Origin of the sequence: Kitasatospora sp. NPDC127067 (assembly GCF_042724755.1) — a bacterium.
GTDB lineage: Bacteria > Actinomycetota > Actinomycetes > Streptomycetales > Streptomycetaceae > Kitasatospora > Kitasatospora lactacystinica.
In genome coordinates this window covers 1-23431 of record NZ_JBHXEM010000045.1, presented here as the reverse complement: position 1 = coordinate 23431, position 23431 = coordinate 1, and the positions used below count along the sequence as shown (strand labels likewise).

Here is a 23431-nt window from a genome sequence, read left to right as displayed (position 1 = left end):
CGACCGGCCAGGCGGGGCGCCGCGGCACCGCCGGCACGCCCCCGCGGCACTGCCGACACGGACCGGAGCACCTAGGCGGGCCGCTGCAGCACCATCAGCGAGCGGTCGGTGAGCCAGAGGGCGTCCCCGGCCTTGACCCGGGCGCCCGTGCCGGGGGCGGGCAGCCGGGGCCGGGCGGTGTCGACCACGACCTGCCACTCCTGCCCGTGGTCGGCGGGCACGGTGAACTCCAGCGGTTCGGAGTGGGCGTTGAACATCAGCAGGAAGGAGTCGTCGACGATCCGGCCGCCGCGCCGGTCCGGTTCGGAGATCGCGTAGCCGTTGAGGAAGACGGTCAGCGACTTGGCGTAGCTGGCGCCCCAGTTGCGCTTGGTCATCTCCTCCCCGGTCGGGGTGAACCAGGCGATGTCGGTGAGGTCGTCGAAGCCGCCGGAGGCGGACACCGGCCGCCCGTGGAAGAACCGCCGCCGCCGGAACACCGGGTGGTCGCGGCGCAGCCAGATCATCCCCTGGGTGAACTCCAGCAGCCGCGCCTGCGGCCCGTCGCCCTCGGGCCAGTGCATCCAGGTGAGTTCGTTGTCCTGGCAGTAGGCGTTGTTGTTGCCCAGCTGGGTGCGGCAGAGCTCGTCGCCGTGCGAGAGCATCGGCACGCCCTGGGAGAGCATCAGGGTGGCGATGAAGTTGCGCTGCTGGCGCTCCCGCAGCTCCTCGACGGCCGGGTCGGCGGCGGGGCCCTCGACGCCGCAGTTCCAGGAGCGGTTGAAGGACTCGCCGTCCCGGTTGTCCTCGCCGTTGGCGTCGTTGTGCTTCTCGTTGTACGAGACCAGGTCGCGCAGGGTGAAACCGTCGTGGCAGGTCACGAAGTTGATCGAGGCGATCGGGCGGCGGCCGTCGTCCTGGTAGAGGTCGGCGGAGCCGGTGAGCCGGGAGCCGAACTCGGCGAGGGTGGCGTTCTCGCCGCGCCACAGGTCCCGCACGGTGTCGCGGTACATGCCGTTCCACTCCGTCCACAGCGGGGGGAAGTTGCCCACCTGGTAGCCGCCCTCGCCGAGGTCCCAGGGTTCGGCGATCAGCTTGGCCTGGGAGACCACCGGGTCCTGCTGGACCAGGTCGAAGAAGGAGGACAGCCGGTCCACCTCGTGGAACTGCCGGGCGAGGGTGGCGGCGAGGTCGAAGCGGAAGCCGTCCACGTGCATCTCGGTGACCCAGTAGCGCAGCGAGTCCATGATCAGCTGGAGCACGTGCGGGCTGCGCATCAGCAGGCTGTTGCCGGTGCCGGTGGTGTCCTCGTAGAAGCGCTGGTCGCGGGCGAGGCGGTAGTAGGAGACGTTGTCCAGGCCGCGCAGAGACAGCGTCGGCCCCAGGTGGTTGCCCTCGGCGGTGTGGTTGTAGACGACGTCCAGGATCACCTCGATCCCGGCCGCGTGCAGCGCCTTGACCATGGACTTGAACTCCTGCACCTGCTGGCCGCGGTCGCCGGTGGAGGAGTAGGAGGAGTGCGGGGCGAAGAAGCCGACGGTGTTGTAGCCCCAGTAGTTGGCGAGGCCGAGGTCCCGCAGCCGGTGGTCGCGGACGAACTGGTGCACCGGCATCAGCTCGATCGCGGTGACGCCGAGCTTGGCCAGGTGCTCGATCACCGCCGGGTGGGCCAGGCCCGCGTACGTCCCGCGGATCTCCTCGGGGATGCCGGGGTGCAGCCGGGTCAGGCCCTTGACGTGGGCCTCGTAGATGACGGTGCGGTGGTAGTCGGTGCGCGGCGGCCGGTCGGTGCCCCAGTCGAAGTACGGGTTGATCACCACCGAGTGCATGGTGTGCGGGGCGGAGTCCAGGTCGTTGCGGCGCTCGGGGGCGCCGAAGTGGTAGCCGTAGACCGACTCGTCCCAGTCGATGTGCCCGCTCATCGCCTTGGCGTACGGGTCCAGCAGCAGCTTGGCGCTGTTGTGCCGCTGGCCCAGGCCGGGGTTGTACGGGCCGTGCACGCGGAAGCCGTAGCGCTGGCCGGGCTGGACGCCCGGGAGGTAGGCGTGCCGGACGAAGGCGTCCGTCTCGCGCAGCTCGACGGCCGTCTCGGAGCCGTCCTCGGCGATCAGGCACAGCTCGATCCGGTCGGCGCTCTCGGAGAACACGGCGAAGTTGGTGCCGGCCCCGTCGTAGGTGGCGCCGAGCGGGTAGGGCGTACCGGGCCAGACCTGCATGACTTCTCAACTTCCTTGCTGCCGACGGAAACTGACGTGTGCTCCGACAACGGGACCGGCCGCCTGCCGGGGCCCGGACGCTCTCTTCCCGGCCGGGCGGCCGGGCATGTGCGTGACCGTGCGCCGTGACGCACGGCACAGCCGCCGTGACGCGCGGCACAGGGCATACTCCCCGAGCCCCTCCCCGCGGGCCGGGACATCCGGCCCGGGTTGGGCCGAACGAGCGCCCGTCGGGCATTCGTGTGAAGAGTGCTCCGGTGGTGCGGGAGGGGCCCCGGGCAACCGGCTGCGATCGGCTCGCGGCGGGCAGTACCCTTGATCGTCCGGCCGCCCGGGGCGGGCCGACAGGCTTTCGACGGTCCCCGCGCCCGCGGGGGCCGGCCGCAGCAACCAGATGAGGTGGCGCATGGTGTTCCCCGCCGGCGGCCGTGGTTCCGGGCCCGGCGGCCCCGACCGGGGCGCGACCCGCAGCGAGGCGCCCACGGTGGTCATGCGTCCCACCCTGACCGGCCGGGCCCTGGTGCCCGCCCAGGGCGGCCCGGTCGAGATACCCGCACTGGCCTGGTCGGCCGGCGAATGGGAGGACGCCTACCAGCGGGTCCGGCTGTCCGGCCGCGCCTACGTCTGGCTCAACCTGGTCGAACAGCGGCTGCGCGCCCTGGTCGACGAGGTGCTGCACCCGATCTACGCCCCCGCCCACGGCGAGGACTGGGTCACCGCCGCCGCCGGGCCGGCCGGCGAGGAGTGGGCGCACCGGGCCGGGGCCGTGCGCGAGGTCAGCCGCCGCAAGGGCTACCTCCTCGACCCGGCCGACGACGACCCGCTGGTCTTCCTCACCCTGCCCCAGCTGCGCGAACTGATGGTGCAGCACTGGCCCTGCTTCGAGCCGTACCTGGCGGACCGGCGCGAGATCGAGCTGGCGCTCGACGAGCTGGAGGTGGCCCGGCACGTGGTCTCCCGCAACCGGGTGCTCACCCAGACCGTGCTGGCCCAGACCGAGCGGGCCGCCGCCCGGCTGCTGGCCGTCCTGGACGGGGGTGCCGGCGGGGTGCCCGCCGACGTGGTCGAGTCCCTGGTGGCCGGCCGGTACGCGGACGTCGTCGCCGTGCACGCCGACCGGGTCCGGCTCCAGCGCGACCTCCCCGTCGAGGACCTGCTGGACGGCGCCCGGCGCCTCGACGCCCTCGGCATCGGCCTCGGCATGCTCTGCCAGAACTACACCGGCAAGCGCCTGGTGCGCCTGGCCGGCGAAGGCTGCCGGGTGCGGCTGCTCTTCCTCAACCCGGCGAGCAGCGCGGTGCGCCGCCGCGAACGCGAACTCGGCCTCGGCCGCAGCGAGTTGTCGCGCTCCATCGAGATGAACATCATGCACGTGCGGCGGGTGCGGGCCCGGCTGCGGGACCAGGGCGGCTTCGAGATCCGGGTCTTCGACGAAACCCCGCGCTTCACCGCCTACCTGGTCGAGGGCCCCCGCACGGCCGGCCAGGCGGGCGGCCGCCGGCAGGGCCGCGACCTCGGCGTCATCCAGCCCTACCTGCGCCGCGCCCGCGGCATGGAGTCCCCGGCCCTGGTGCTGCGCGGCGGCGCCGGCCAGCAGCCCGGCGGCACCGAGGCGGGACTGCTGGAGGTCTACCGTGAGGAGTTCGAGGGCGTCTGGGCCGACTCCCGGCCGGTGTCCTGACGAAAACGGCTGGTCGGAGCGGTGACGCGGCTGCCAGACTGCGGGTCGTGAACATCGCCCCCGACTGGAGCCTGCGCCCCGCCGCGCCCGAGGACCTCGAACCCGTCACGGACCTCAAGGCCCAGGTCATGCGCGCCGACCTGGAACGCCTCGGCCGCTGGGACCCGGCCCGCTCCCGGGAGCGGGTGAGGGCGTCCTTCTCGACCAGGTACACCTCCGTACTCCTGGTGGACCGGGCCTTCGCCGGCTGCGTCACCGTCCGCCCCGACGAGCGGGGCGGACGCCACCTGGAGCTGTTCTACCTGGCCCCGCACCTCCAGGGGCGGGGCCTGGGCACCGCCGTGCTGCGCCACCTCCTCGCCGAGGCCGACGCCGCCGGAGAACCGTTCCGCCTCGTCGTCCTCCGCGGCAGCGCCGCCCAGCGGCTGTACGAACGCCACGGCTTCACCGTCGTCCACGAGGATCCGGTCGACGTCTTCCTGCACCGCCCCGTCGGCGGGACCGAGGTCCGCGCCGAAGTCCTCGTCGGGGCACGGCGGCTGACGGCATAACGATTCCCCCAAACCGCCTGGTCAGGGCCGTGGCCACCGTGGTAGGTGTGGCTGCTGTGAAGATCACGGGGGAGAACGGGGCCGTCCTGCGCCTCGACGACGTACACCGCACCTACGGAACCGGCCCGGAGGCCGTACGGGCGCTCAGGGGGGTGGACGTCGAGTTCGCGCGCGGCGGCTTCACCGCCGTCATGGGCCCCTCCGGCTCCGGAAAGAGCACCCTGCTGCAGTGCTGTGCCGGCCTCGACCGGCCCGACAGCGGCCGGGTCACCCTGGACGGGGCCGACCTCGGCGCACTGGGCGAGACCGAGCTCACCGTGCTGCGCCGCCGGCGGATCGGCTTCGTCTTCCAGGCCTTCAACCTGGTCGGCTCGCTCACCGCCGAACAGAACGTCGGGCTGCCGCTGCGGCTGGCCGGCCGCCGCCCCGACCCCGCGCAGGTGCGCCGGGCGCTCGCCCAGGTCGGCCTCGGCGAGCGCGCCGGACACCTGCCCTCCCAGCTGTCCGGCGGCCAGCAGCAGCGCGTCGCGATCGCCCGCGCACTGATCACCCGGCCGCGCATGCTGTTCGCCGACGAACCGACCGGCGCCCTCGACTCCGCCAGCAGCCGCGACGTCCTCGCCCTGCTGCGCGACCTCGTCGACCAGGAGGGCCAGAGCACCGTCATGGTCACCCACGACCCGGTCGCCGCCGCCTACGCCGACCGCGTGCTCTTCCTCGCCGACGGCCGGATCGTCGACGACCTGCCCCACCCCACCGCCCAGCACGTCGCCGAGCGGATGACCGCCCTGGAGACGGCGGCATGACCTCGATCACCACCCTGCTGCCGGTCGCCACCGCGAGCCTGCGGCGGCGCAAGTCCGCCTTCGCCGGCTCCTACGTCGCCCTCACCCTCGGCGTCCTGCTCGTCGCCACCACCGGCAGCCTGCTCCACGACACCGCCGGCGACGACTCCCCGCTCGGCGCGCCCTCCCTGCACAAGGTGCTCCAGTTCACCGCCGCGATGGCCGCCTTCGTCGCCGTCTTCGTCGTCGCCGGGACCTTCGCCTTCGCCGTCGCCCAGCGCCGCCAGGAGATCGCGATGCTGCGCGCCGTCGGCGCCACGCCCCGGCAGATCGTCTGGCTGATCACCGGCGAGGCCGCCGTCGTCGCCCTCGCCGCCGCCGTCAGCGGCTGCCTGCTCTCGCTGCCCGGCGCACCCGCGCTCGCCGCCTGGCTGGTCGCCCGCGGCGCCGCCCCCGACGGATTCACCGCACACCCCGCCGCCGGGCCGATGCTGCTCGCCGCCGCCGTCGGCCTCCTGGTCGCCCTGCTCGGCGCCGTCACCGCCGCCCTGCGGGCCGGCCGGGTGCGCGCCGTCGAGGCGCTCGGCGACGCCGCCGCCGACCGCGCGGCCATGACCCCGCTGCGCTGGACCTGCGCGCTGCTCGGCCTCACCGCCCTGGCCGGCACCGTCGGCTACTACCTGGCCGCGCCCACCATGACCCCCGCCCCCGGCGACCAGCCCGACGACCCGCAACTCGCCTCCCAGTGGGTGCTCGGCGCCGACCTGCTCGCCATCACCACGCTCGCCCTGTTCGCACCGGCCGTCGTACCGCCGCTGCTGCGACTGCTCAGCGCCCCGCTCGCCCGGGCCGTCGCCGCCGCCCCGCTGCTCGCCCGGCAGAACGCGCTCACCGCCGTGCGCCGCACCGTCTCCACCGCCACCCCGGCCTTCCTCGCCATCGCGCTCACCGGCACCGTGGTCGGCTCCACCGCCGCCTTCGCCGACGCCATGACCGCCCAGAACCGGGCCCTCGCCGCCGCCGCGTACGTGCTGCGCCCCGGCGGCGCCCCACTGCCCGCCGACGCCGCCCACCGGCTCACCGCCGCCCGCCCCGGACTGCACGCCACCGCCACCACCGCCACCGTGGTCACCGGCCTCGGCGCCGCCGCCCCCGCCTTCGACGACCACGGCGAGGACTCGCCCGCGAGCGCGCCGTCCGCCGCCACCGTCGTCGACGGCGACCTCGCCACCGCCTGGACACTGCCCGCCGTCGACGGCAGCGCCGCCGACCTGCGCGGCGCCACCCTCGCCGCCTCCACCGACCAGGTCCGCGGCCACGGCTGGAAACTCGGCGACCAGGTCAACCTGCGCCTCGCCGACGGCACCGTCACCAGCCTGCGGCTCGCCCTCGTCTACCGCACCCAGCTCGGCCTGGACGAGGTCCTGCTCAGCGGCGACGCCGTCGCCGGCCACCTGGCGGGCGCCCGCCCCGCCGCCGTCCACCTCGACGCCGAACCGGCCGACCGGCTCGGCGGCACCCTCACCGACGCCCACGACCCCGGGCCCGACCCCGGCGCCCACTACGCCTGGATCGCCACCACCACGATCCTCGGGCCCGCCCTGCTCTACGCGCTGATCGCGATCGTCAACACCATGGTGATGAGCACCGCCGACCGCCGGCGCGACTTCGGCGTGCTGCGGCTGGCCGGGACGGTGCGCCGCCAGGTCACGTCGATGGTCGCGCTGGAGGCCGTCCTGGTCGTCGCCACCGCCGCGCTGCTCGCCCTCGCCGTCACCGCGCTCACCCAGTACGGCACCACCGCCCTGCTCAACCACCGCATCCTGGCCGGCCGGGCCACCGTCGCCCTGCGACTGCCCTGGGCACCGCTCGGCGCCGGCACGGCCCTGTGCCTGCTGCTCGCCGTCGCCTCCAGCGTCCTCCCCAGCCGGCTCGCCCTCGCCACCCCGCCCCGCTAGCCCACCCCGGCCGCCCCGCCCGCCCCGGTCGCACCCCGCGACCGGGGCGGTCGGCATGACGGGCTCTCAGCACTGCCACGGGTTCGGCACGGCCGCGCCGGGCGGCTCGACGTCACCGCCGGACGCCCGGCCCGGCGCTCTTCGCGCCGGCCGCGAACGGTGCGGCCCCGGGCCGACGAGGGGGCACGGGCAGGACCGGGGCGCCGCTCGGGGGCGGCCCCTTCGTCCGCGCCCGGGGCCCGGGCGGGCCCGTGACCGGGCTCCCGCGGGCCGGGTTGTCGGTGGGCCGGGTGATGATAGGGGCTGTTTCGAGAGGCAGGACGGAAGGACACACCTGATGAGCTGGTGGCAGCAGCCACTGGTCGGCTTCGACCTGGAGACCACGGGCACCGACCCGGCCGTGGACCGCATCGTCACGGCCGCACTCGTGGACACCGTCGGGGCCGCCCGGGTGGGCGCCGCGCACTGGCTGCTCGACCCCGGGGTGCCGATACCCGCCGAGGCGGCGGCGATCCACGGGATCGGGGACGAGGTGGCGCGGAGCAAGGGCAGGCCCGCGAAGGAGGCGGTGGAGGAGATAGCCGCCGCGCTGTGCGAGCGGATCGCCGCCGGGCGGCCGGTGGTGGCGTTCAACGCGCCGTTCGACCTGTCGCTGCTCGACGCCGAGCTGCGCCGGCACGGGCTGGCGACGCTCGCCGAGCGCCTGGGCCGGCCGGTCGGGCCGGTGCTGGACGCACTGGTGATCGACCGGGCCGTGGACAAGTACCGCAAGGGCTCGCGCACCCTGCAGCGGGTCTGCGAGCTGTACGGGGTGGAGCTGACGGACGCCCACGAGGCGGGCAGCGACGCGCTCGCCGCCGTCCGGGTCGCCGTCGCGCTGGCCGGGCGCTACCCGGCCGAGGTGGGGGAGCTGGAGCCCGCCGAGCTGCACCGCCGGCAGATCGACTGGTACCGGCAGTGGGCCGAGGGCCTCCAGGCCTGGTTGCGCCGCGGCAAGGACCCGCAGGCGGTGGTCGACCCGCGCTGGCCCGCCCGGTGACGGCCGTGCGGCCCGCGCGCCCCGCGGACCTGCCCGGCTTCCTCGCCCTCGCCGCCGAGGTCGAGCACTGGTTCGGCCCGATGGTCGCCGAGCCGGGGTTCCACCGTGCGGTGCGCGGCAGCATCGACGGGGGCCTGGCGACCGTCGCCGAGGACGGCGAGGGGCTGCTCGGCGGCCTGCTGTTCGGCGCCGCCGACCCGGGGCCGTACCACCTGCACTGGCTGGTGGTGGCCGGGCGCGCCCGGGGCACCGGCGTCGGCCGGGAGCTGGTCGAGGACGCGCTGCGCCGTCATGTCCGGGGCCCGGCCACCGTCGAGGTGGTGACCTTCGGCCCGGACCACCCGGGCGCGGTGGCGAGCGGCGCCCGGGTCTTCTACGAGCGGCTGGGTTTCACCCCGGCCGAGGCCGCCGCCCCGGGCCCGGAGGGCGGCTCCCGGCAGGTCTACCGGCTGCGCGTGCCCTGACGCGGCCCGGACGGCCGCCGTACGGGAGCCGTCCGCGGTACGGGAACCGGGAACCGGGGACGCGGGGGAGAACGGGGGAAACTCCGGAGCGCTCCGGGCGGAGCCGAGGCCCCGACGGCCCTGGCCCTACGCGGCCGGGAAGTCGAAGGTGTAGCCCTGGGCGACCAGCCAGGGCAGCAGCTGCTTGAGCGCGGCCACGGTCTGGCTGCGGTCGCCGCCGCCGTCGTGCATCAGGATCACGCCGCCGGGCCTGAGCTGCTTCTGCACGGCCGAGACGATGGCCGGCGTGCCCGGACGCGCCCAGTCGCGCGGGTCGACGGACCAGCCGAGGGAGGACATCCCGAGGCTCGCGGTGATGTGCTCGTTGTCGGCGTTGAAGCCGCCGCCCGGGGCGCGGAACCAGCCGACCCCGGTGCCGGGGCCGCCGGCCTGGACGATCATGTTCCGGGCGTCGGTGATCTCGGCCACGGCCTTGTCGTGCGGGAGCTTGGCGAACGGCTGCGGGTGGTGGACGCTGTGGTCGCAGAGCCGGTGCCCGGCGGCCAGGACGCGCTTGACCATGGCGGGGTTGGCGGCGGCGTTCTGGCCGATCTGGCAGAAGGTGGCCTTGACGTGGTACTGGGCCAGCAGGTCGAGGATCTGGCCGGTGGCGGGGCCGGGGCCGTCGTCGAAGGTGAGCGCCACGGTGCGGCCGCCCGAGGCGGTGGAGCCGATCACGGTGCCCGCGCCGGTGTGCGGGGGCGGCCCGGCGGGCGAGGACGGCGCGGCGGTCGGGGTGACCGGTGGGGCCTGGGTGGCCCGAGCGGTGGGTGTGGTGGGCGTGGTGGGAGTGGTCGGCACGGTGGAGACGGGGGAGCCCGTGGCCGCGGTCGGCCTCGGCTTCGCCGGCACCGCCGGTGCGGGGGCGGCCGGTACGGCGGCGGCCGGGGAGCCCTCGCCCGGTGGCACGGTGTCCGATCCGGGCGCCGGCGCGACGGTGGCCGCCGCCGTCCCGCCCGGTTCGGTGGCGGCCGGCGACTGCGTCCCGGACGGCACCGCCGCGCTCGGCGGCCGGAGTGCCCCGCTGGCGGTCCCGCACGCGGCCAGCCCCAGGGCGGCGACCACCGCGACGCAGCCCGCGAGCAGCCGGCGCCTGGATCGGGACGGTCGGTTCGGGGCGGAGGGGCGGCGGGCGGTCCGGTGCATGGCGGCGGCTCCTGAGGTGCGAGTGCGGTGCCGATCTCTCGGGTCAGGACGACTGTCCGACAGGACGCCGATCGTACGTTCCGCGGTTGCGGACCGGACCGACCCGCCGTAAGAGTCTTCTCACACTCGCCCCGCTGGCGGCCCCGCCGCTCCACGGGTAACGGGGAGGGCCGTCAGAAGGGGTACCAGCGCACCTCGGTGGCCCCGTCCCGCAGCGAGTCGACCCGGCGCCGGAACTCCTTCAGCGCGGCCGGGTTGCTGGCCGCCTGCTGCGCCACCCAGGAGGCGCTGGCGGTCTCCCGGGCGCCGCGCAGCACCGTGAAGCCGGGCCACTCGCGCACGTCCCAGCCGTACGCCCCGGTGAACGCGCGGTACTCCTCGACGGGCACGCCGTAGCGGTCCTGGCTGAGGGCGAGGACCACCAGGTCGTGCTCGCGCAGGTCGTTCGCCATGAACTCCAGGTCGAGCAGCACCGGCCCGTCCGGACCGATGTGGAGGTTGCGCGGCAGCGCGTCTCCGTGGATCACCCCGGGGTGCAGCTGCGGGACGAGGTCGGGCAGGGCGGCCGCGAAGGCGTCCCGGCGGTGGCGCAGGAAGGCGACGTCCACCGGGTCCACGTGGCCCTCGGCGGAGGCCAGCCAGCGCTCGACCGGGGCCAGCAGGTCGCGCCGGCCGAGCGTGAAGGGCGGCAGCGGCAGCTGGTGCAGGGCGTGCAGCAGCGGGGCGAGGTCGACCGGGCGGGCGGGCCGGACGGCGGGCGCGAGCCGGTGCCAGAAGGTGACCGGGTGGCCGTCGGCCAGCTGCGGCTCGGGCGCCACCGCGTCGTACGGGCGGACCACCGGGACGTCCTGGCCGGCCAGCCAGTGGGCCAGGGCCAGTTCGCGGTGGGCGCGGTCGTACAGCTCGGGGCCGCGGCCGACCTTGGCGACCACGGCCGGGTCGCCGAGGTCGAAGACGGCGTTCTCGCCGAGCGCGAGCAGCGTGGCCCCGTCGGGGGCGGCCAGCCCGGCCGACTCGCAGGCCCGGGCGAGCAGCAGCCGGGCGCGGCCCTCGTCGAAGGGGATCATGACTGGGTTTCCGTTCCGCCGACGTTCATCCGGGGAACCCCGGACGGTGATCATCATGACGCAAGGACGCCGGGCCCCGCGCGCTGCGGAGCCCGGCGTCGGGCGGGTCGGAGGGGGGCTCGGAGGGGTCTCGGAGCGGTCGGGACGCCGGGGCTTCGAGGTTGCCGGAGGTGCCGGGGGTGCCGGAGGCTCAGACCTCGGCCCGGTGGCGCGCCCCCTGCGCCGGGGCGGCCGGCGGCCCGTGCGGGGCCCGGTCGGCGCCGGGCGGCGGGACGGACTCGCCGTGCGAGAGGTCCGGCAGCCAGTTCAGCCAGCGCGGCAGGTACCAGTTGCGCTCGCCGAGCAGGGTCATCACCGAGGGCAGCAGCACCGCGCGGATCACCGTGGCGTCGATCAGCACCGCGACCGCCAGGCCCACGCCCATCTGCTTCATCACCTGCATGGACAGCGAGCCGAAGACCGAGAACACCGCCACCATGATCACCGCGGCGCTGGTGACCACCCCGGCCGTGGAGCGGATGCCGTGGGCGATCGCGTCCCGGGTCGGCAGGCCGCGGTCGTGGCCCTCCTTGATCCGGGAGACCACGAAGACGTGGTAGTCCATCGAGAGTCCGAAGAGGATCACGAAGAGGAACAGCGGCACCCAGGACTCCACCGCGCCGACCCCGGCGGTGCCCAGCAGCGAGGCGCCCATGCCGTGCTGGAACACCAGCGTCAGCACCCCGTACGCGGCGCCCACCGAGAGCAGGTTGAGCACCACGGCGGTGAGGGCGACGACCGGGGAGCGGAACGAGGTGAGCATCAGCAGGAAGGCGAAGACCACCACGAAGCCGAGGACCAGCGGCATCGAGCCGGTCATCTTCCGGTTGAAGTCGTACGAGCCGGCGGTCTGGCCGGTGACCGGGGCCTCGGTGCCGGGCACCGCGAGCACGGTGGCGGGCACCAGGTCCTCGCGCAGGCTCCGCAGGGCTTCGTTGCTGGCGGCGTCGTTGCCGGTGCCGTTGAGCGGGATGTCGACGGTGGCCACGTTCTTGTCGGGGTGCACGGTGACCTCCACCGGGCCGTGCATCCGTCCACCGGCCAGCGCCCTGGCCCTGAGCTCGGCGATCGCGGCGGTCATCGCGGGGGAGTCGATGTCGGCGGCCCTGATCACCACGGTGGCGGGGGCGGGGCTGCCCGGGAAGGCAGCCTCGATCTTCTGCGAGGCGGCGACCAGGGCGTTGCCCGCGGGCAGCTGCTGCTGGAAGGTCAGCTTGGCGGTGTGCATGGTGAGCAGCGGTGCGGCCACGGCCAGCAGGAAGGCGCCGGCGAGGACGGTGGCGGCCAGCGGGTGGCGCAGCACCGGGGTCAGCACCGCGTTCCAGAACCGTCCGCCGCTCCGGTCCCCGGCGGCCGGGCGGCGCGGCCTGGCGAGGAACGGCACCCGGCCCTTCTCGACCCGGTCGCCGAGCATCGACAGCAGTGCGGGCAGCACGGTGAGCGAGCCGAGCACGGCGGTGATCACGACCACGATGGTCGCGAAGGCCATCGCCTTGAAGGTGGCGATCCCGGTGAGGAACATGCCGGCCATGGCGACCACCACGGTGACGCCGGAGACCAGTACGGCCCGGCCGCTGGTGGCGGCGGCCACGGCCAGCGCGGTGGCGGCGTCGCGTCCGGCGGCCCGCTCCTCGCGCTCGCGGCGCAGGTAGAAGAGGCAGTAGTCGACGCCGACGGCGAGACCGACCAGCAGCATCACCGAGGAGGCGTCGCCGCTGGTGTGCAGGAACCCGCTGCTGAGGGCGACCAGCCCGGCGGCGGCGACGAAGGCGGTGAGCGCGAGCACCACCGGCAGCACGGCGGCGACCAGCGCGCCGAAGGCGACCAGCAGGATGCCGAGGGCGAGCGGCACGGCCGTCCACTCGGCGCGGGCGAAGTCGTTCGTGAGCTGGTCCTGCATCCACTTGCCGGAGCTGGCGTCGCCGAGCTGGACCACGGTGAGGTCGGGGTGCTGCCGCTGCACGCCGGCCACCGCGTCCAGCACCGGCTGGACGTGGTCCGGCGCCTGCTCGCGGTCGCCCTTGAGCGTCAGCGTCACGAGCGCGGAGTGGCCGTCCGCGGAGACCGCCCGGGTGTCGTACGGCGAGCGGACCTCGGCGGCCTTGCCGGTGCCGTTCACCGCGGCGACCACCTGGCCGACGGCGGCGCGGAACTCCGGGTCGTCGGCGTTGCGGGTGGTGCTCTGGACCAGGACGGTCTCGCCCGCCGGGCTCTGCAGCCCGGCCTCGTCGAGGATCCGCGCGGCCCGGGAGACCTGTCCGGGGATCGACTCGGCCTCGGTCACCTTGGTGCTGCCGTGCGCGGCGCCGAGCGCGGCGGCCAGGACGACGAAGAGCAGCCAGCCGAACACGGCGGTCTTGCGGTGCCGGGCGCTCCAGGCGCCCATGGCGGCCGCCGGGCCGAGTCTGGACTTCACGGGCTTCACGGTGGGTCTTCCCCCCTGGGAGAGCGGCGGTGGTCGCCGGACGGGAGCGGCGGCGGCCCTGGGTCGGGGGAGCCGCCGGTCGCGGTGCGCCGGCTGCTGTCCGGCGTCCCGATCGACAGTAGGGAAGCGGGGGTTGACGGGTAATCCGGCTGGCGGGTGGCCCTCTCCTGGTGTTCTCCTCGGGTCCGGGGTGGGGTTTTCCCTACCCCCGGACCCCGAGATCTCCTCCTGGGGGGTAGGGGGTGCGCCTCCACCCTGAGGGGGAGAGGACTCCACCCGGAGCACGAGGTCAACAGGGCTGTGGGCGGGGGAAACTGGGGCGGGGCCGCTTCGGGGCGGCCTACGGGGGTTGAAGCACACGGGGGCTCCTTGCCGGGCGGCAAGCAAGTGCTCGTAGGATGATGCCCCAGATCCACTTACCTGCCGACCGGCAAGGGAGTGCCCGCCGGGCATTCCCCGAGCCGGTCCTGCCGTCGCCCAGCGTCCCGTCCCCCAAGGGCTGCGGTGAACCATGCCCAGGAGGCATCACGAGCATGTTCCACCGACTAGGACAATTCGTCGTTCGCCGTGCGTGGTGGGTGATCGCCGCATGGGTCGTCGCGATGGTCGCCATCGTCGCGACGGCGCCGAAGATCACCGCGCAGACGGACGAGGCGTCGTTCCTCCCCAAGCACTACGAGTCGATCCAGGCCGCCGCGCTCCAGGAACAGGCGTTCCCGGCCAGCTTCACGCCGTCCGCGCTGGCACTCTTCGAGCGCAACGACGGCGGTGCGCTGAACGAGGGCGACAAGGCCGCGATGGCCAAGATCGTCCAGGGCCTCACGGACAAGAAGATCGAGGCGGTCGAGAAGATCATCCCGGTCGGCGAGCAGACCACGTCCAAGGACGGCAAGTACGCGCTCGCGCCGATAGCCATCGACAAGACCAAGCAGCAGGACCCCAAGGCGTTCGGCGACGTCGCCAAGCACCTCCGTGAGGAGGGCAAGGCACTCAGCGCGGGCACCGACGTCAAGTTCCAGCTCGGTGGCGCCGCCGCCCAGTCGCTGGACCAGCAGGACGCCTCCGGCTCGGCCGACGCCCTCATCGGACTGGCGACGATCGTCCTGGTCGCGATCATCGTCGGGATCATCTTCCGCAGCATCCTGGCCGGCCTGCTGCCGCTCCTGGTCTCGCTCGTGGTCGCCATGCCGACCTCCAACGGCCTGATCAACTACGCCACCAAGGCCTTCGGCCTCGAAAGCACCCCGATACTCTCGGCGATCCTGATCGTCGTCGTGCTCGGCGTCGGCACCGACTACTTCCTCTTCCTGGCGTTCCGCTACCGCGAGCGGCTGCGGGCCGGTGACGACCGCAAGGAGGCCGTGGCCAACGCGGTCGGGCGGGTCGGCGAGGCGATCGCCTCCGCCGCCGGCGCGGTCACCGTCGCCTTCGCCGTGCTGATCCTCTCCAGCCTGGGCATGTTCAAGGCCCTCGGCCCCGCCCTGGCCATCGCCGTCGTGGTCACCGCCTTCGCCTCGCTCACCCTGGCCCCGGCCCTGCTCGCGGTCATCCCGGCCCGTGCCGTGTTCTGGCCGGGCAAGAAGTGGATGCGGGAGCCGAACGACGCGCGCTTCGCCGCGCTCGGCCGGATGGTGCAGAAGCGCCCGGCGGTGGTCGCGCTCGCCTCCGGCGGCGTGCTGCTGGCGCTGTCCGTCGGCGCCCTGGGCTACAACGGCACCTTCGACCTCGCGGGCAGTTCCATGCCCAAGGAGAAGGAGTCGATGGTCGTTCAGGACAAGATGATCCACGGCTTCTCCGCCGGTGCGGCCGACCCGACCCACGTCTTCCTCACCAGCACCAGCGGCGCCAAGCTCGACCCGGGCGCGTTCGACTCCTACGCCGCCAAGCTCGGCGAGGTCTCCGGAGTGGCCCAGGCCGCGCCGAAGCCCCAGCTCAGCGCGGACGGCGTGACGGCCGACTTCACCGTCATGCTGAAGGACAAGCCGGACAGCAACGAGGCGATCGCGACCCTCACCCGGCTCCGGGAGGCCGCGCACGGCCAGGTGCCGGCCGGGACCGAGGCGAAGGTCGGCGGCCTGACCGCCATCTACAAGGACATCAACCTCGCGATGACCCACGACTACAAGTTGGTCTTCCCGATCGCGGGTCTGCTGATCCTGCTCATCCTCGGCCTGCAGCTGCGCAGCGTCGTCGCCCCCTGGTACCTGATGGCCTCGGTCGGCCTGGGCTTCACCGCCACCCTCGGCGCCACCACGCTGCTCTTCCAGAACCTCGGCGGCGAGACCGGCCTGATGTTCATGCTGCCGATCCTCATCTACCTCTTCGTGGTGGCGATCGGCACCGACTACAACATCCTGATCATCGCCCGCCTCCGCGAGGAGGCCCGCGAGGGCCGCAACCCGCGTGAGGCCGCGCGCGAGGCGCTGCGCCACGGCGGCCCGACCGTCGCGGCGGCCGGCTTCATCCTGGCGGCGTCCTTCGCGACCTTCATGCTCGCGGGCAACATCTTCATGCTGGAGTTCGGCTTCGCGATGGCCTTCGGCATCATCCTGGCCGCCTTCGTGATGGCGATGTTCTTCACCCCGGCGCTCACCGCGCTGATCGGCAACAAGGCCTGGTGGCCCGGCCACGGCGCCGACCCCGGCCACGGTCACGGCCACGGCGAGGGCCCGGCCCCGCTGCCCGGCACGCACGGCGTGCCGGAGCCGGCCGGCCGGCACTGACCCGACCGGTCGGCCCTGGTCCGACCGGGTCCGCGAGGACAGGCGGCGTCCCGCTTCGGCGGGGCGCCGCTGCCCGTTTGCCGGAGCCGCCAAACGTGATCTCCGAGGCGGAAAATCCCCGGTCACGCCCGGTTCCACCGTGCTACAGTCGATGCAGTTGCAGTTTTGGTTCCCATGAACGTGGTGTGCGCCTGCTGGTTCCAACCGACAGGCGCATTTGTTTTGTCCGGTGTTTCAGTCTCCGGATGGGGATCGCGGCTACTTGGGGATCCACGAGGTGTGGGTCCCTGATGCCCCAGTTAGAGGAGACGGTTATGGCTACCGGCACCGTGAAGTGGTTCAACAGCGAAAAGGGCTTCGGCTTCATCGAGCAGGATGGTGGCGGCGCCGACGTGTTCGCCCACTACTCGAACATCCAGGCTCAGGGCTTCCGTGAGCTGTTCGAGGGCCAGAAGGTCGAGTTCGACGTCACCCAGGGCCAGAAGGGCCCGCAGGCCGAGAACATCCAGATCATCGGCTGACGTCAGCTCCACGCTGACTCGCGATCATCGCGAAGCGGGGGCCCGCACCGCACGGTGCGGGCCCCCGCTCATGCCGCCGTACGGCCGGGGCGGCACACGCAAATCCTCCGACGGCCGACCAGCCCGCAGCCCGGGCTGCCGACCGACCGACGGAGCTCCCGTGACCACCCCTGCCCGCCCGCCGCGCGACCGCGGCCCCCGCACCACCGACCAGGCCCGCCGCACCGCCGGCGGCGACCGCCCGCGCAAGCCGCGCAACCGCGGCGGCGCCCCCAAGCAGGGCCGCCCCGCCGCCGTGCCCGAGGCCACCGAGTTCACCGTGGTCCAGGGCACCCCGCCCCGGCCCCCGGCGGCCTCCTTCGCCGAGCTGGAACTGCCCAGGGCGATCCTCTCCGCGCTCACCCGCGAGGGCGTCACCGAGCCCTTCCCGATCCAGGCCGCCACGCTGCCCGACTCGATCGCCGGGCGCGACGTGCTCGGCCGCGGCCGCACCGGCTCCGGCAAGACCCTGGCCTTCGGCCTGCCGCTGCTCGCCCGCACCGCCGGGCGCCGTGCCGACGCCCGGCACCCGCTGGCGCTCGTGCTGGTGCCCACCCGCGAGCTGGCGCAGCAGGTCACCGAGGCGCTCACCCCGTACGCCACCGCCGTCAACCTGCGGATCACCACCGTCGTCGGCGGCATGTCGATCAACCGGCAGGCCAACGCGGTGCGCCGCGGCACCGAGGTGCTGGTGGCCACCCCGGGCCGGCTGGACGACCTGATCGGGCGCGGTGACGTCAATCTCTCCGACGTCGCGATCACGGTCCTCGACGAGGCCGACCAGATGGCCGACATGGGCTTCCTGCCGCAGGTCAGCAAGCTGCTGGAGCAGGTCGCCGAGGGCGGGCAGCGGATGCTGTTCTCCGCCACCCTGGACCGCAACGTCGACCGGCTGGTCAAGCGCTTCCTCGCCGACCCGGTGACCCACTCGGTCGACCCCTCGGCCGGCGCGGTCAGCACCATGGACCACCACGTCCTCCAGCTGGAGCAGACCGACAAGGTCTCCGCCACCGCGCACATCGCCTCCCGCGACGGCCGCGTGATCATGTTCGTGCACACCAAGCACGGCGCCGACCGGCTGGCCAAGCAGCTGCTCGCCAACGGCGTGAAGGCCGCCGCCCTGCACGGCGGCAAGTCCCAGCCGCAGCGCAACCGGGTCCTGGACCAGTTCCGGGACGGCCACGTCACCGCGTTGATCGCCACCAACGTCGCCGCCCGCGGCATCCACATCGACGGCCTGGACCTGGTCGTCAACGTGGACCCGCCGGTCGACCACAAGGACTACCTGCACCGCGGCGGCCGCACCGCCCGGGCCGGCGAGTCCGGGACGGTCGTCACCCTGGTGCTGCCCGAGCAGCGCCGCGAGGTCAACCGGCTGATGACGGTCGCCGGCATCCGCCCGACCGTCACCAAGATCCGCCCGGGCGACGCCGACCTGGCCCGGATCACCGGCGCCCGCACGCCCAGCGGTGTCGCGGTGACGCTGGCCGTACCGGTCGTCGCGGCCCAGGCCGGGTCCGGCGCCTCGGCCAAGGACGGCGCCGACAAGCCCGCCGGGGCCAAGTCCGGTGCCCCGCGCCGCCGGTCCGGCAAGCGCTCCGCGCTGCCCGCCGACGTCGACATGAACGGCAACCCGCGCCGCCCCCGCCCCAAGCAGCGCATGGGCGCCGCCGCCCAGGGCGACCGCCCGCAGGCGGCCGGCTTCATCGGCCGCTCCTCGGGCCGCGCCAAGCCCGGCAGCGGCTCCAAGTCCGGCTCCAACTACGGCACCGGCCGCCAGCGCCGCAAGACGGACTGACGCCCTTCCGTTCCGACGACGGCCCGGTTCCCCCGGCAGGGGGGAGCCGGGCCGTGCGCTGTCCGGCCGGACCGGCGGCCCGCCCGGGACGTCCCCGCTCCCTGCCGCGCACCTTCCCTCCGGGGGCGGATCGGTGGCGCGCCCCCGCATCCCCCCGCAGCCCGGCCGTCGCTCCCGGCCGCCGCTCCCGCGACCCGGCCCGTCGATGACCCGGCCCTCGACGGCCCGGCCGTGCGGACCCGGCGAAACTGCCCCCTGGGACAACGTCCCTGCTCAGCCCCACCGCACCCGGCAGCTGCCGGTGTCCTGCCGGTTGACGGCCGACCGCGCACCCCCGAGTCTTTCACGCGGCCCACACATCCGACGCACCGTCACCGACGGGGCGTGGACGGTGAGTCGACGTGATTCCCCGATTCGGAAGGACGACCCTCCCATGCGCCGAACCTCCGCCCTGCTGACCACCGCCCTGCTCGTCGGGGCCGCCGCCGTGGTGGCACCGGCCACCGCCGCCCAGGCCGCCCCCGCCTGCGCCGCCTACACCTCCGCCTGGAACGCCGTCGGCAGCTGTAGCGGCCTCGACCCGATGCAGACCTGGACCGTGACCGCCAACTGCCTCTACTGGAACTCCACCCACACCGTGCAGTTCTCCCGCCCCGCCATCGGCGGCCTGGGGATGGGCGACGGCACCGTGTCCGCCTCCTGCATGATCGGCGACTCCGTGATGTTCCCGCGCGTCGTCCTCGGCGCCGCGCCGCCGGCCGGCCCGACCGGCCAGATCACCGGCTACGTCAACAAGTGCGTCGACGTGCGGGGCGCCAACCTCGGCAACGGCACCGCCGTCCAGATCTACGACTGCAACGGCTCGGTCGCGCAGAAGTGGCGGATCGGCGTCGACGGCACGATCCGCGCGCTCGGCAAGTGCCTGGACGTGTCGGGCGGCAACACCGGCAACGGCACCAAGGTGCAGATCTGGGACTGCAACGGCAGCGGCGCCCAGCAGTGGCAGGCCCGGGCCGACGGCTCGCTGCTCAACCCGCAGTCCGGCCGCTGCCTGGACGACCTCGGCTTCGCCACCGAGAACGGCAACCAGCTCGGCATCTGGGACTGCAACGGCGCCGCCAACCAGAAGTGGAACCTGCCGGTCTGACGGCCGGCCCCGGTCCACCGCTCCCGGTCCGCCGCCCCCCCCGCGCCGTGCGGGGCGGCGGACCGCTGTCCGCGCTACACCGGGGCCGGGGCCACCGCCGCTTCCGGGGCCGGTGCCAGGGTGCGCAGCCGCTCCTCGGTTCCGGCGTCGCGCGGCGACATCACGATCAGCTGCAGGCCCTCGGCGGCCAGCAGCACGTGCTGGTCGATCCGCAGCACGCCCACCCGCTCGTGCCGGATCACCTTCTCGGTGCCGGAGCGCTCCGCGACCTGGTGCTCGTCCAGCCAGCGGTCCGCCTCCGGGTACTCGCCGCGGACCTGCCGGATCATCCGGGCCAGCCGGCGCCCCACGGCCGTCGCCTCGCCGCCGCGCTCGGCGTAGGCGGAGCGCAGCTGGGCCAGGAAGCGCCGGGCGTGCTCCTCCCAGTGCTCCACCCGGGCCCGGTGCACCGGGTTGCCGAACACCACCCAGGCCAGGTTGCACTCCTGCGGCGGGCGGCCGGTCAGGCCGAACAGCGCGTCCGCGCCCGGGTTCCAGGCCCGGATGTCCCAGTTGGCGTCCATCACGAAGGACGGCGCCGGCCACTGCGCGCGCATCAGCCGCAGCAGCGGGGCCGGCACGTCCCCGGGTGCGGCCACCTCGCCGTCCAGCGGATGCCCGCCGGCCAGCCGGAACAGGTACGCCGTCTCCGCCCGGTCCAGCCGCAGCGTACGGGCGAGGCTCGCCAGCACCTCCGGCGACGGGTGGATGTCCCGCCCCTGCTCCAGCCACGTGTACCAGGTCACCCCCACCCCGGCGAGCAGCGCCAGCTCCTCGCGGCGCAGCCCCGGGGTGCGCCGCCGCACCCCGGGCGCCAGCCCGACGTCCTGCGGCGTCAGCCGCGCGCGGCGACTGCGCAGAAAGCTCGACAGCGCCGAGCGGCGCTCCCCGGTGTCGTCCACGTCCCTCACGTCCACCCCGTCCCCCGTTCTTCCCGGTAGTCCGACTACCAGTATTCCCACGCACTGCTGCGGGCCGGCCGATCGGGCGAGGCTTGACCGCGTCAACGGACCGCACACGCGAGGGAACGCCGATGAGCCACCGTCAGAACCGTACTGCCCGCCGGGCCCTGGCCGCCGTCGCCGTCGCGGCCGCCCTCCTCGGCACGGCCGGGGCGCTGCCCGCCGCGGCCGCCGCCTGCCCGGCACCCGCCGTGATCCAGGGCCGCGCGCCCGGCCTCGTCCCCGAGTCGGGCGACTGGGACGCCGCCCACCACCGCTTCCTGCTCGGCTCGCTGCGGCACGGCACCGTCTCCGCCGTCGGCACCGACGCCGGCGTGCGCACCCTGGTGGACGACCCCGGCACCCTGATCGAGATCGCCGGCCTGCGGATCGACCCGGTCCACCGCCGCGTCCTGGTCACCAACCTCGACAACGGCATCGGCGAGCGCAGCACCCCCGCCACCCTGGGCAAGGTCGCCGGGATCGGCGCCTACGACCTGGACACCGGCCGGCGCCTCTTCTACACCGACCTCGCGGCGGTCGCCGCCGACGGCGCCGACCACCTGGCCAACGACATCGCGATCGGCCCCGACGGCACCGCGTACGTCACCGACTCCTTCGCCCCCGTCGTCTACCGGGTCGCCCCGGACGGCAGCGCCGCCGTCCTGCTGCGCGACCCGCGACTGGCCCCCGCCCCCGGCGCGTACGGCCTCAACGGCATCGTCCACCGGGACGGCCGGCTGATCCTCGGCAAGTGGGACGACGGCACCCTGTGGCAGGTCCCGCTGGGGAACCCGGCCGCGCTGCGGCGCGTCGAGGTGGCCGGCGGGCAGGCGCTGCTCCACCTGGACGGCCTGCTCGGCCGCCCGGACGGCTCGATCGCGGGCGTCACCAACGCCTTCTTCGGCGCGGGACGGGACGCCGAGGTCGAGTTGCGCTCCGAGGACCACTGGCGCACCGCCCGCCTCACCGCCGTCCGCCCCTCGGCCGACCCCACCCCCACCGCGGTGGTCGGCGGCCCGGCCGGCAGCCTCTACCAGCTCGCCGGCGGCCTCGCCGAGGCCAACGCCGGGCACCCGACGGACACCTTCACCCTGCGCCGGGTGTGACCCGGGTGCGGTCGGCCGTGACGGCGTGCGGCCCGTGCGGCGCGCGCCGTTGCTGCTCCCGGCCGCCGTCACTCGCCCGAGTGACGGCGGCTTGAGCCGTGCAATGCGTTTGCAACACGCTGCTGCTCGTGCATAGTGAGATCTACTGGACCGAGCGCTCCGAGGAGCACATCGCCAGGCACGGAGTGGACCCGGAGGAGGTCGAGGACGTCGTGTTCTGCCGCCCTCACTGGTTCTCGGACGGCCGTCAGGGGACGACCCTGTGCCACGGCGTGACGCGGTCCGGGCGGTACCTGTTGGTGGTGTTGGCGCGGAGCGCGGCGGTGCCGTCGGCGTGGTACTGCGCCACGGCCCGCGACATGACAGCCGCCGAGAGGCGCTTGTTCCTCAAACGGACGAGTTGAAGGTGACGGATGACTGACAACGGTGCGGACCTCGAAGCGATTGCCGAGTACTACGAGACGCACGAGCTGAGCGAGGACGAGATCATGAGCGCCGAGCCGGGAGAGCCGGTGGCGGCCGAGTCGGTGATGATCACCACCTCGCTGCGGCTGCCCAAGCCGGTGATGGACGAGGTTCGGCGCCGCGCCCGGGAGCGGGGGCTGAAGCCGACGGCGATCATGCGGGAGTGGATCGAGGCCGCCATCGCCGACATCGACGAGCCGGTGCCGCTCAGCGTGATCACCGCCGCGGTCGCCGAGTACCAGCACCGCAAGGCCTCGTGAGGCTCAGGCGGTGAGGGCCGGGGCCGCTTCGGCGGCCCGCAGGGCCTCGTCGTGGCGCTGCAGGAGGAGGGCCGCCACCTCGGGGGACGGGCCGAGGACCGGGGCCAGCACATCCGCCCCGGCCTCCTCGGCGGCGGCCGCGATGCGGTCGGGGAGCAGGCCCGGAGCCAGCAGGTAAGGGGCGACGGCGGTGTGCTCGGAGCCCGCGGCGCGCAGCGCGGCGAGGGCGTCGGGGACGCGCGGGCCCTCGGCGGAGGCGTACGCGACCTCGACGGCGGCCCAGCCCCGGGTACGGCGCCACTCGGCGGCGACCGCGCGGGTCGCGGCGTCGGCGGCCGGGTCCGAGGAGCCGGCCGCCGCCAGCACGACGCCGGTACGGGCCCGGACGGCGGGCGAGCCGAGCGCCGGAGCGGCCTCGGCGAGGCGGCGGTCCAGGGCGGCGAGCAGCAGGGGCGATGGGCCCAGCACGTCCGCGACCGGCAGCCGGGAGCCGGCGGCGCGCAGCGCGGCCGGGATGTCGTGCTTGGCGTGGAACGCCCGGTTGAGCAGCAGCGGCACCGCCACCGCGTCCGCCAGCCGCCCGACCACCTGCGGGATCCGCGGCGCGCAATGGTCCAGATAGGCGGTGGCGACCTCGATGCCGGGCCGCTGCGCCCGCACCTCCTCCACGAGCGCGGCCACCGTCGCGGCGTGGCGCGGGTCGCGGCTGCCGTGGGCGATCAGGAGGAGGGCGGGCATCAGCGGTGCCTCACTTGCTCGTGGTCAGGAGGCCGCGGTTGCGCAGGACGCGGCGTTCGACGGGGGTGAAGACGAGGAGTTCGATGGCGATGCCGACGAAGAGGATGAGGATGATGCCGAGGAGGACGCCGGACATGTCGGAGAACTCGCGCTGGTCCTCCAGGAACCGGCCGAGGCCGCGGCCGAGGTCGGGGGAGGAGGCGACGAGTTCGGCGGCCATCAGGGAGCGCCAGGAGAACGCCCAGCCCTGTTTGAGGCCGGC

The 23431-nt window shown here is 74.5% G+C and carries 19 protein-coding genes and 1 pseudogene; 12 read left to right on the top strand and 8 right to left on the bottom strand.

All coding sequences use genetic code 11. The features are described 5' to 3' along the window. Nucleotides 1–71 precede the first annotated feature (71 nt). Nucleotides 72–2195, bottom strand: a complete 2124-nt coding sequence (glgX, locus tag ACFWJ4_RS19490) for a glycogen debranching protein GlgX (RefSeq protein ID WP_380545493.1) — start codon at nt 2193–2195, stop codon at nt 72–74. Nucleotides 2196–2685: 490 nt separating this feature from the next. On the opposite strand from glgX, the gene ACFWJ4_RS19485 reads away from it, so the two are divergent. From ACFWJ4_RS19485 to ACFWJ4_RS19460, 6 genes are all read left to right on the top strand, one after another. Beyond that, nucleotides 2686–3876 carry an SAV2148 family HEPN domain-containing protein gene (locus ACFWJ4_RS19485; protein WP_359909683.1) on the top strand — a complete coding sequence of 397 codons (1191 nt, stop codon included), beginning with the start codon at nt 2686–2688 and terminating at the stop codon, nt 3874–3876. 47 nt (nt 3877–3923) lie between these two features. Further along, nucleotides 3924–4427 (top strand): GNAT family N-acetyltransferase, encoded by a 504-nt coding sequence (locus ACFWJ4_RS19480; protein WP_380545491.1) that lies wholly within the window; start codon nt 3924–3926, stop codon nt 4425–4427. Between the two features lie 56 nt (nt 4428–4483). Then, a complete protein-coding gene (locus tag ACFWJ4_RS19475) occupies nt 4484–5233 on the top strand; it encodes an ABC transporter ATP-binding protein (protein WP_380545554.1) in 750 nt (249 codons plus the stop codon). Beyond that, complete coding sequence (locus ACFWJ4_RS19470) at nt 5230–7170, top strand: FtsX-like permease family protein (protein WP_380545489.1); 1941 nt, start codon at nt 5230–5232, stop codon at nt 7168–7170. Before ACFWJ4_RS19475 ends, ACFWJ4_RS19470 begins: the two co-directional genes overlap by 4 nt. Nucleotides 7171–7507: 337 nt before the next feature. After that, nucleotides 7508–8209: an exonuclease domain-containing protein gene (locus ACFWJ4_RS19465; protein ID WP_380545487.1), complete on the top strand. Its 702-nt coding sequence runs from the start codon at nt 7508–7510 to the stop codon at nt 8207–8209. Continuing rightward, complete coding sequence (locus ACFWJ4_RS19460; RefSeq protein WP_380545485.1) at nt 8206–8673, top strand: GNAT family N-acetyltransferase; 468 nt, start codon at nt 8206–8208, stop codon at nt 8671–8673. Before ACFWJ4_RS19465 ends, ACFWJ4_RS19460 begins: the two co-directional genes overlap by 4 nt. 126 nt (nt 8674–8799) lie before the next feature. Here the strand turns inward: ACFWJ4_RS19460 and ACFWJ4_RS19455 are convergent, their stop codons facing one another. The 3 genes from ACFWJ4_RS19455 to ACFWJ4_RS19445 all read right to left on the bottom strand — a co-directional run bounded on the left by ACFWJ4_RS19455 (nt 8800) and on the right by ACFWJ4_RS19445 (nt 13350). After that, on the bottom strand, nt 8800–9858 hold the full coding sequence (locus ACFWJ4_RS19455) for a polysaccharide deacetylase family protein (RefSeq protein WP_380545483.1): 1059 nt from the start codon (nt 9856–9858) through the stop codon (nt 8800–8802). 173 nt (nt 9859–10031) lie between these two features. Beyond that, entirely contained in the window at nt 10032–10925 is an 894-nt protein-coding gene (locus tag ACFWJ4_RS19450; protein ID WP_359909662.1) for an aminoglycoside phosphotransferase family protein, read from the bottom strand. A gap of 190 nt (nt 10926–11115) precedes the next feature. After that, nucleotides 11116–13350 (bottom strand): MMPL family transporter, encoded by a 2235-nt coding sequence (locus ACFWJ4_RS19445; RefSeq protein ID WP_380545552.1) that lies wholly within the window; start codon nt 13348–13350, stop codon nt 11116–11118. Between the two features lie 572 nt (nt 13351–13922). Here ACFWJ4_RS19445 and ACFWJ4_RS19440 point away from each other — a divergent pair. From ACFWJ4_RS19440 to ACFWJ4_RS19425, 4 genes are all read left to right on the top strand, one after another. Then, nucleotides 13923–16112 carry an MMPL family transporter gene (locus tag ACFWJ4_RS19440; RefSeq protein ID WP_380545481.1) on the top strand — a complete coding sequence of 730 codons (2190 nt, stop codon included), beginning with the start codon at nt 13923–13925 and terminating at the stop codon, nt 16110–16112. Between the two features lie 314 nt (nt 16113–16426). Continuing rightward, on the top strand, nt 16427–16633 hold the full coding sequence (locus ACFWJ4_RS19435) for a cold-shock protein (RefSeq protein ID WP_030060364.1): 207 nt from the start codon (nt 16427–16429) through the stop codon (nt 16631–16633). Between the two features lie 70 nt (nt 16634–16703). Next, complete coding sequence (locus ACFWJ4_RS19430; RefSeq protein ID WP_380545479.1) at nt 16704–18470, top strand: DEAD/DEAH box helicase; 1767 nt, start codon at nt 16704–16706, stop codon at nt 18468–18470. A 433-nt stretch (nt 18471–18903) separates the two neighbouring features. Further along, nucleotides 18904–19617, top strand: coding sequence for a ricin-type beta-trefoil lectin domain protein (locus tag ACFWJ4_RS19425; protein ID WP_380545477.1), 714 nt, complete (start codon nt 18904–18906; stop codon nt 19615–19617). A gap of 74 nt (nt 19618–19691) precedes the next feature. On the opposite strand, the gene ACFWJ4_RS19420 is transcribed toward ACFWJ4_RS19425, so the two are convergent. Then, the gene (locus ACFWJ4_RS19420; RefSeq protein WP_380545475.1) at nt 19692–20573 is read right to left on the bottom strand and encodes a helix-turn-helix transcriptional regulator; all 882 of its coding nucleotides are present in this window, start codon (nt 20571–20573) and stop codon (nt 19692–19694) included. Nucleotides 20574–20689: 116 nt separating this feature from the next. Here ACFWJ4_RS19420 and ACFWJ4_RS19415 point away from each other — a divergent pair, with 116 nt between their 5' ends. After that, a complete protein-coding gene (locus ACFWJ4_RS19415; RefSeq protein WP_380545474.1) occupies nt 20690–21706 on the top strand; it encodes a hypothetical protein in 1017 nt (338 codons plus the stop codon). 247 nt (nt 21707–21953) lie between these two features. On the opposite strand, the gene ACFWJ4_RS19410 is transcribed toward ACFWJ4_RS19415, so the two are convergent. Beyond that, a complete protein-coding gene (locus tag ACFWJ4_RS19410; protein ID WP_380545472.1) occupies nt 21954–22097 on the bottom strand; it encodes a hypothetical protein in 144 nt (47 codons plus the stop codon). A gap of 22 nt (nt 22098–22119) precedes the next feature. On the opposite strand from ACFWJ4_RS19410, the gene ACFWJ4_RS19405 reads away from it, so the two are divergent. After that, the gene (locus tag ACFWJ4_RS19405; protein ID WP_380545470.1) at nt 22120–22431 is read left to right on the top strand and encodes a hypothetical protein; all 312 of its coding nucleotides are present in this window, start codon (nt 22120–22122) and stop codon (nt 22429–22431) included. Nucleotides 22432–22434: 3 nt separating this feature from the next. On the opposite strand, the gene ACFWJ4_RS19400 is transcribed toward ACFWJ4_RS19405, so the two are convergent. Further along, nucleotides 22435–23169 carry a sirohydrochlorin chelatase gene (locus tag ACFWJ4_RS19400; protein ID WP_359909680.1) on the bottom strand — a complete coding sequence of 245 codons (735 nt, stop codon included), beginning with the start codon at nt 23167–23169 and terminating at the stop codon, nt 22435–22437. A 10-nt stretch (nt 23170–23179) separates the two neighbouring features. Beyond that, a pseudogene (locus ACFWJ4_RS19395) lies at nt 23180–23431 on the bottom strand (ABC transporter permease); the annotation flags it as partial.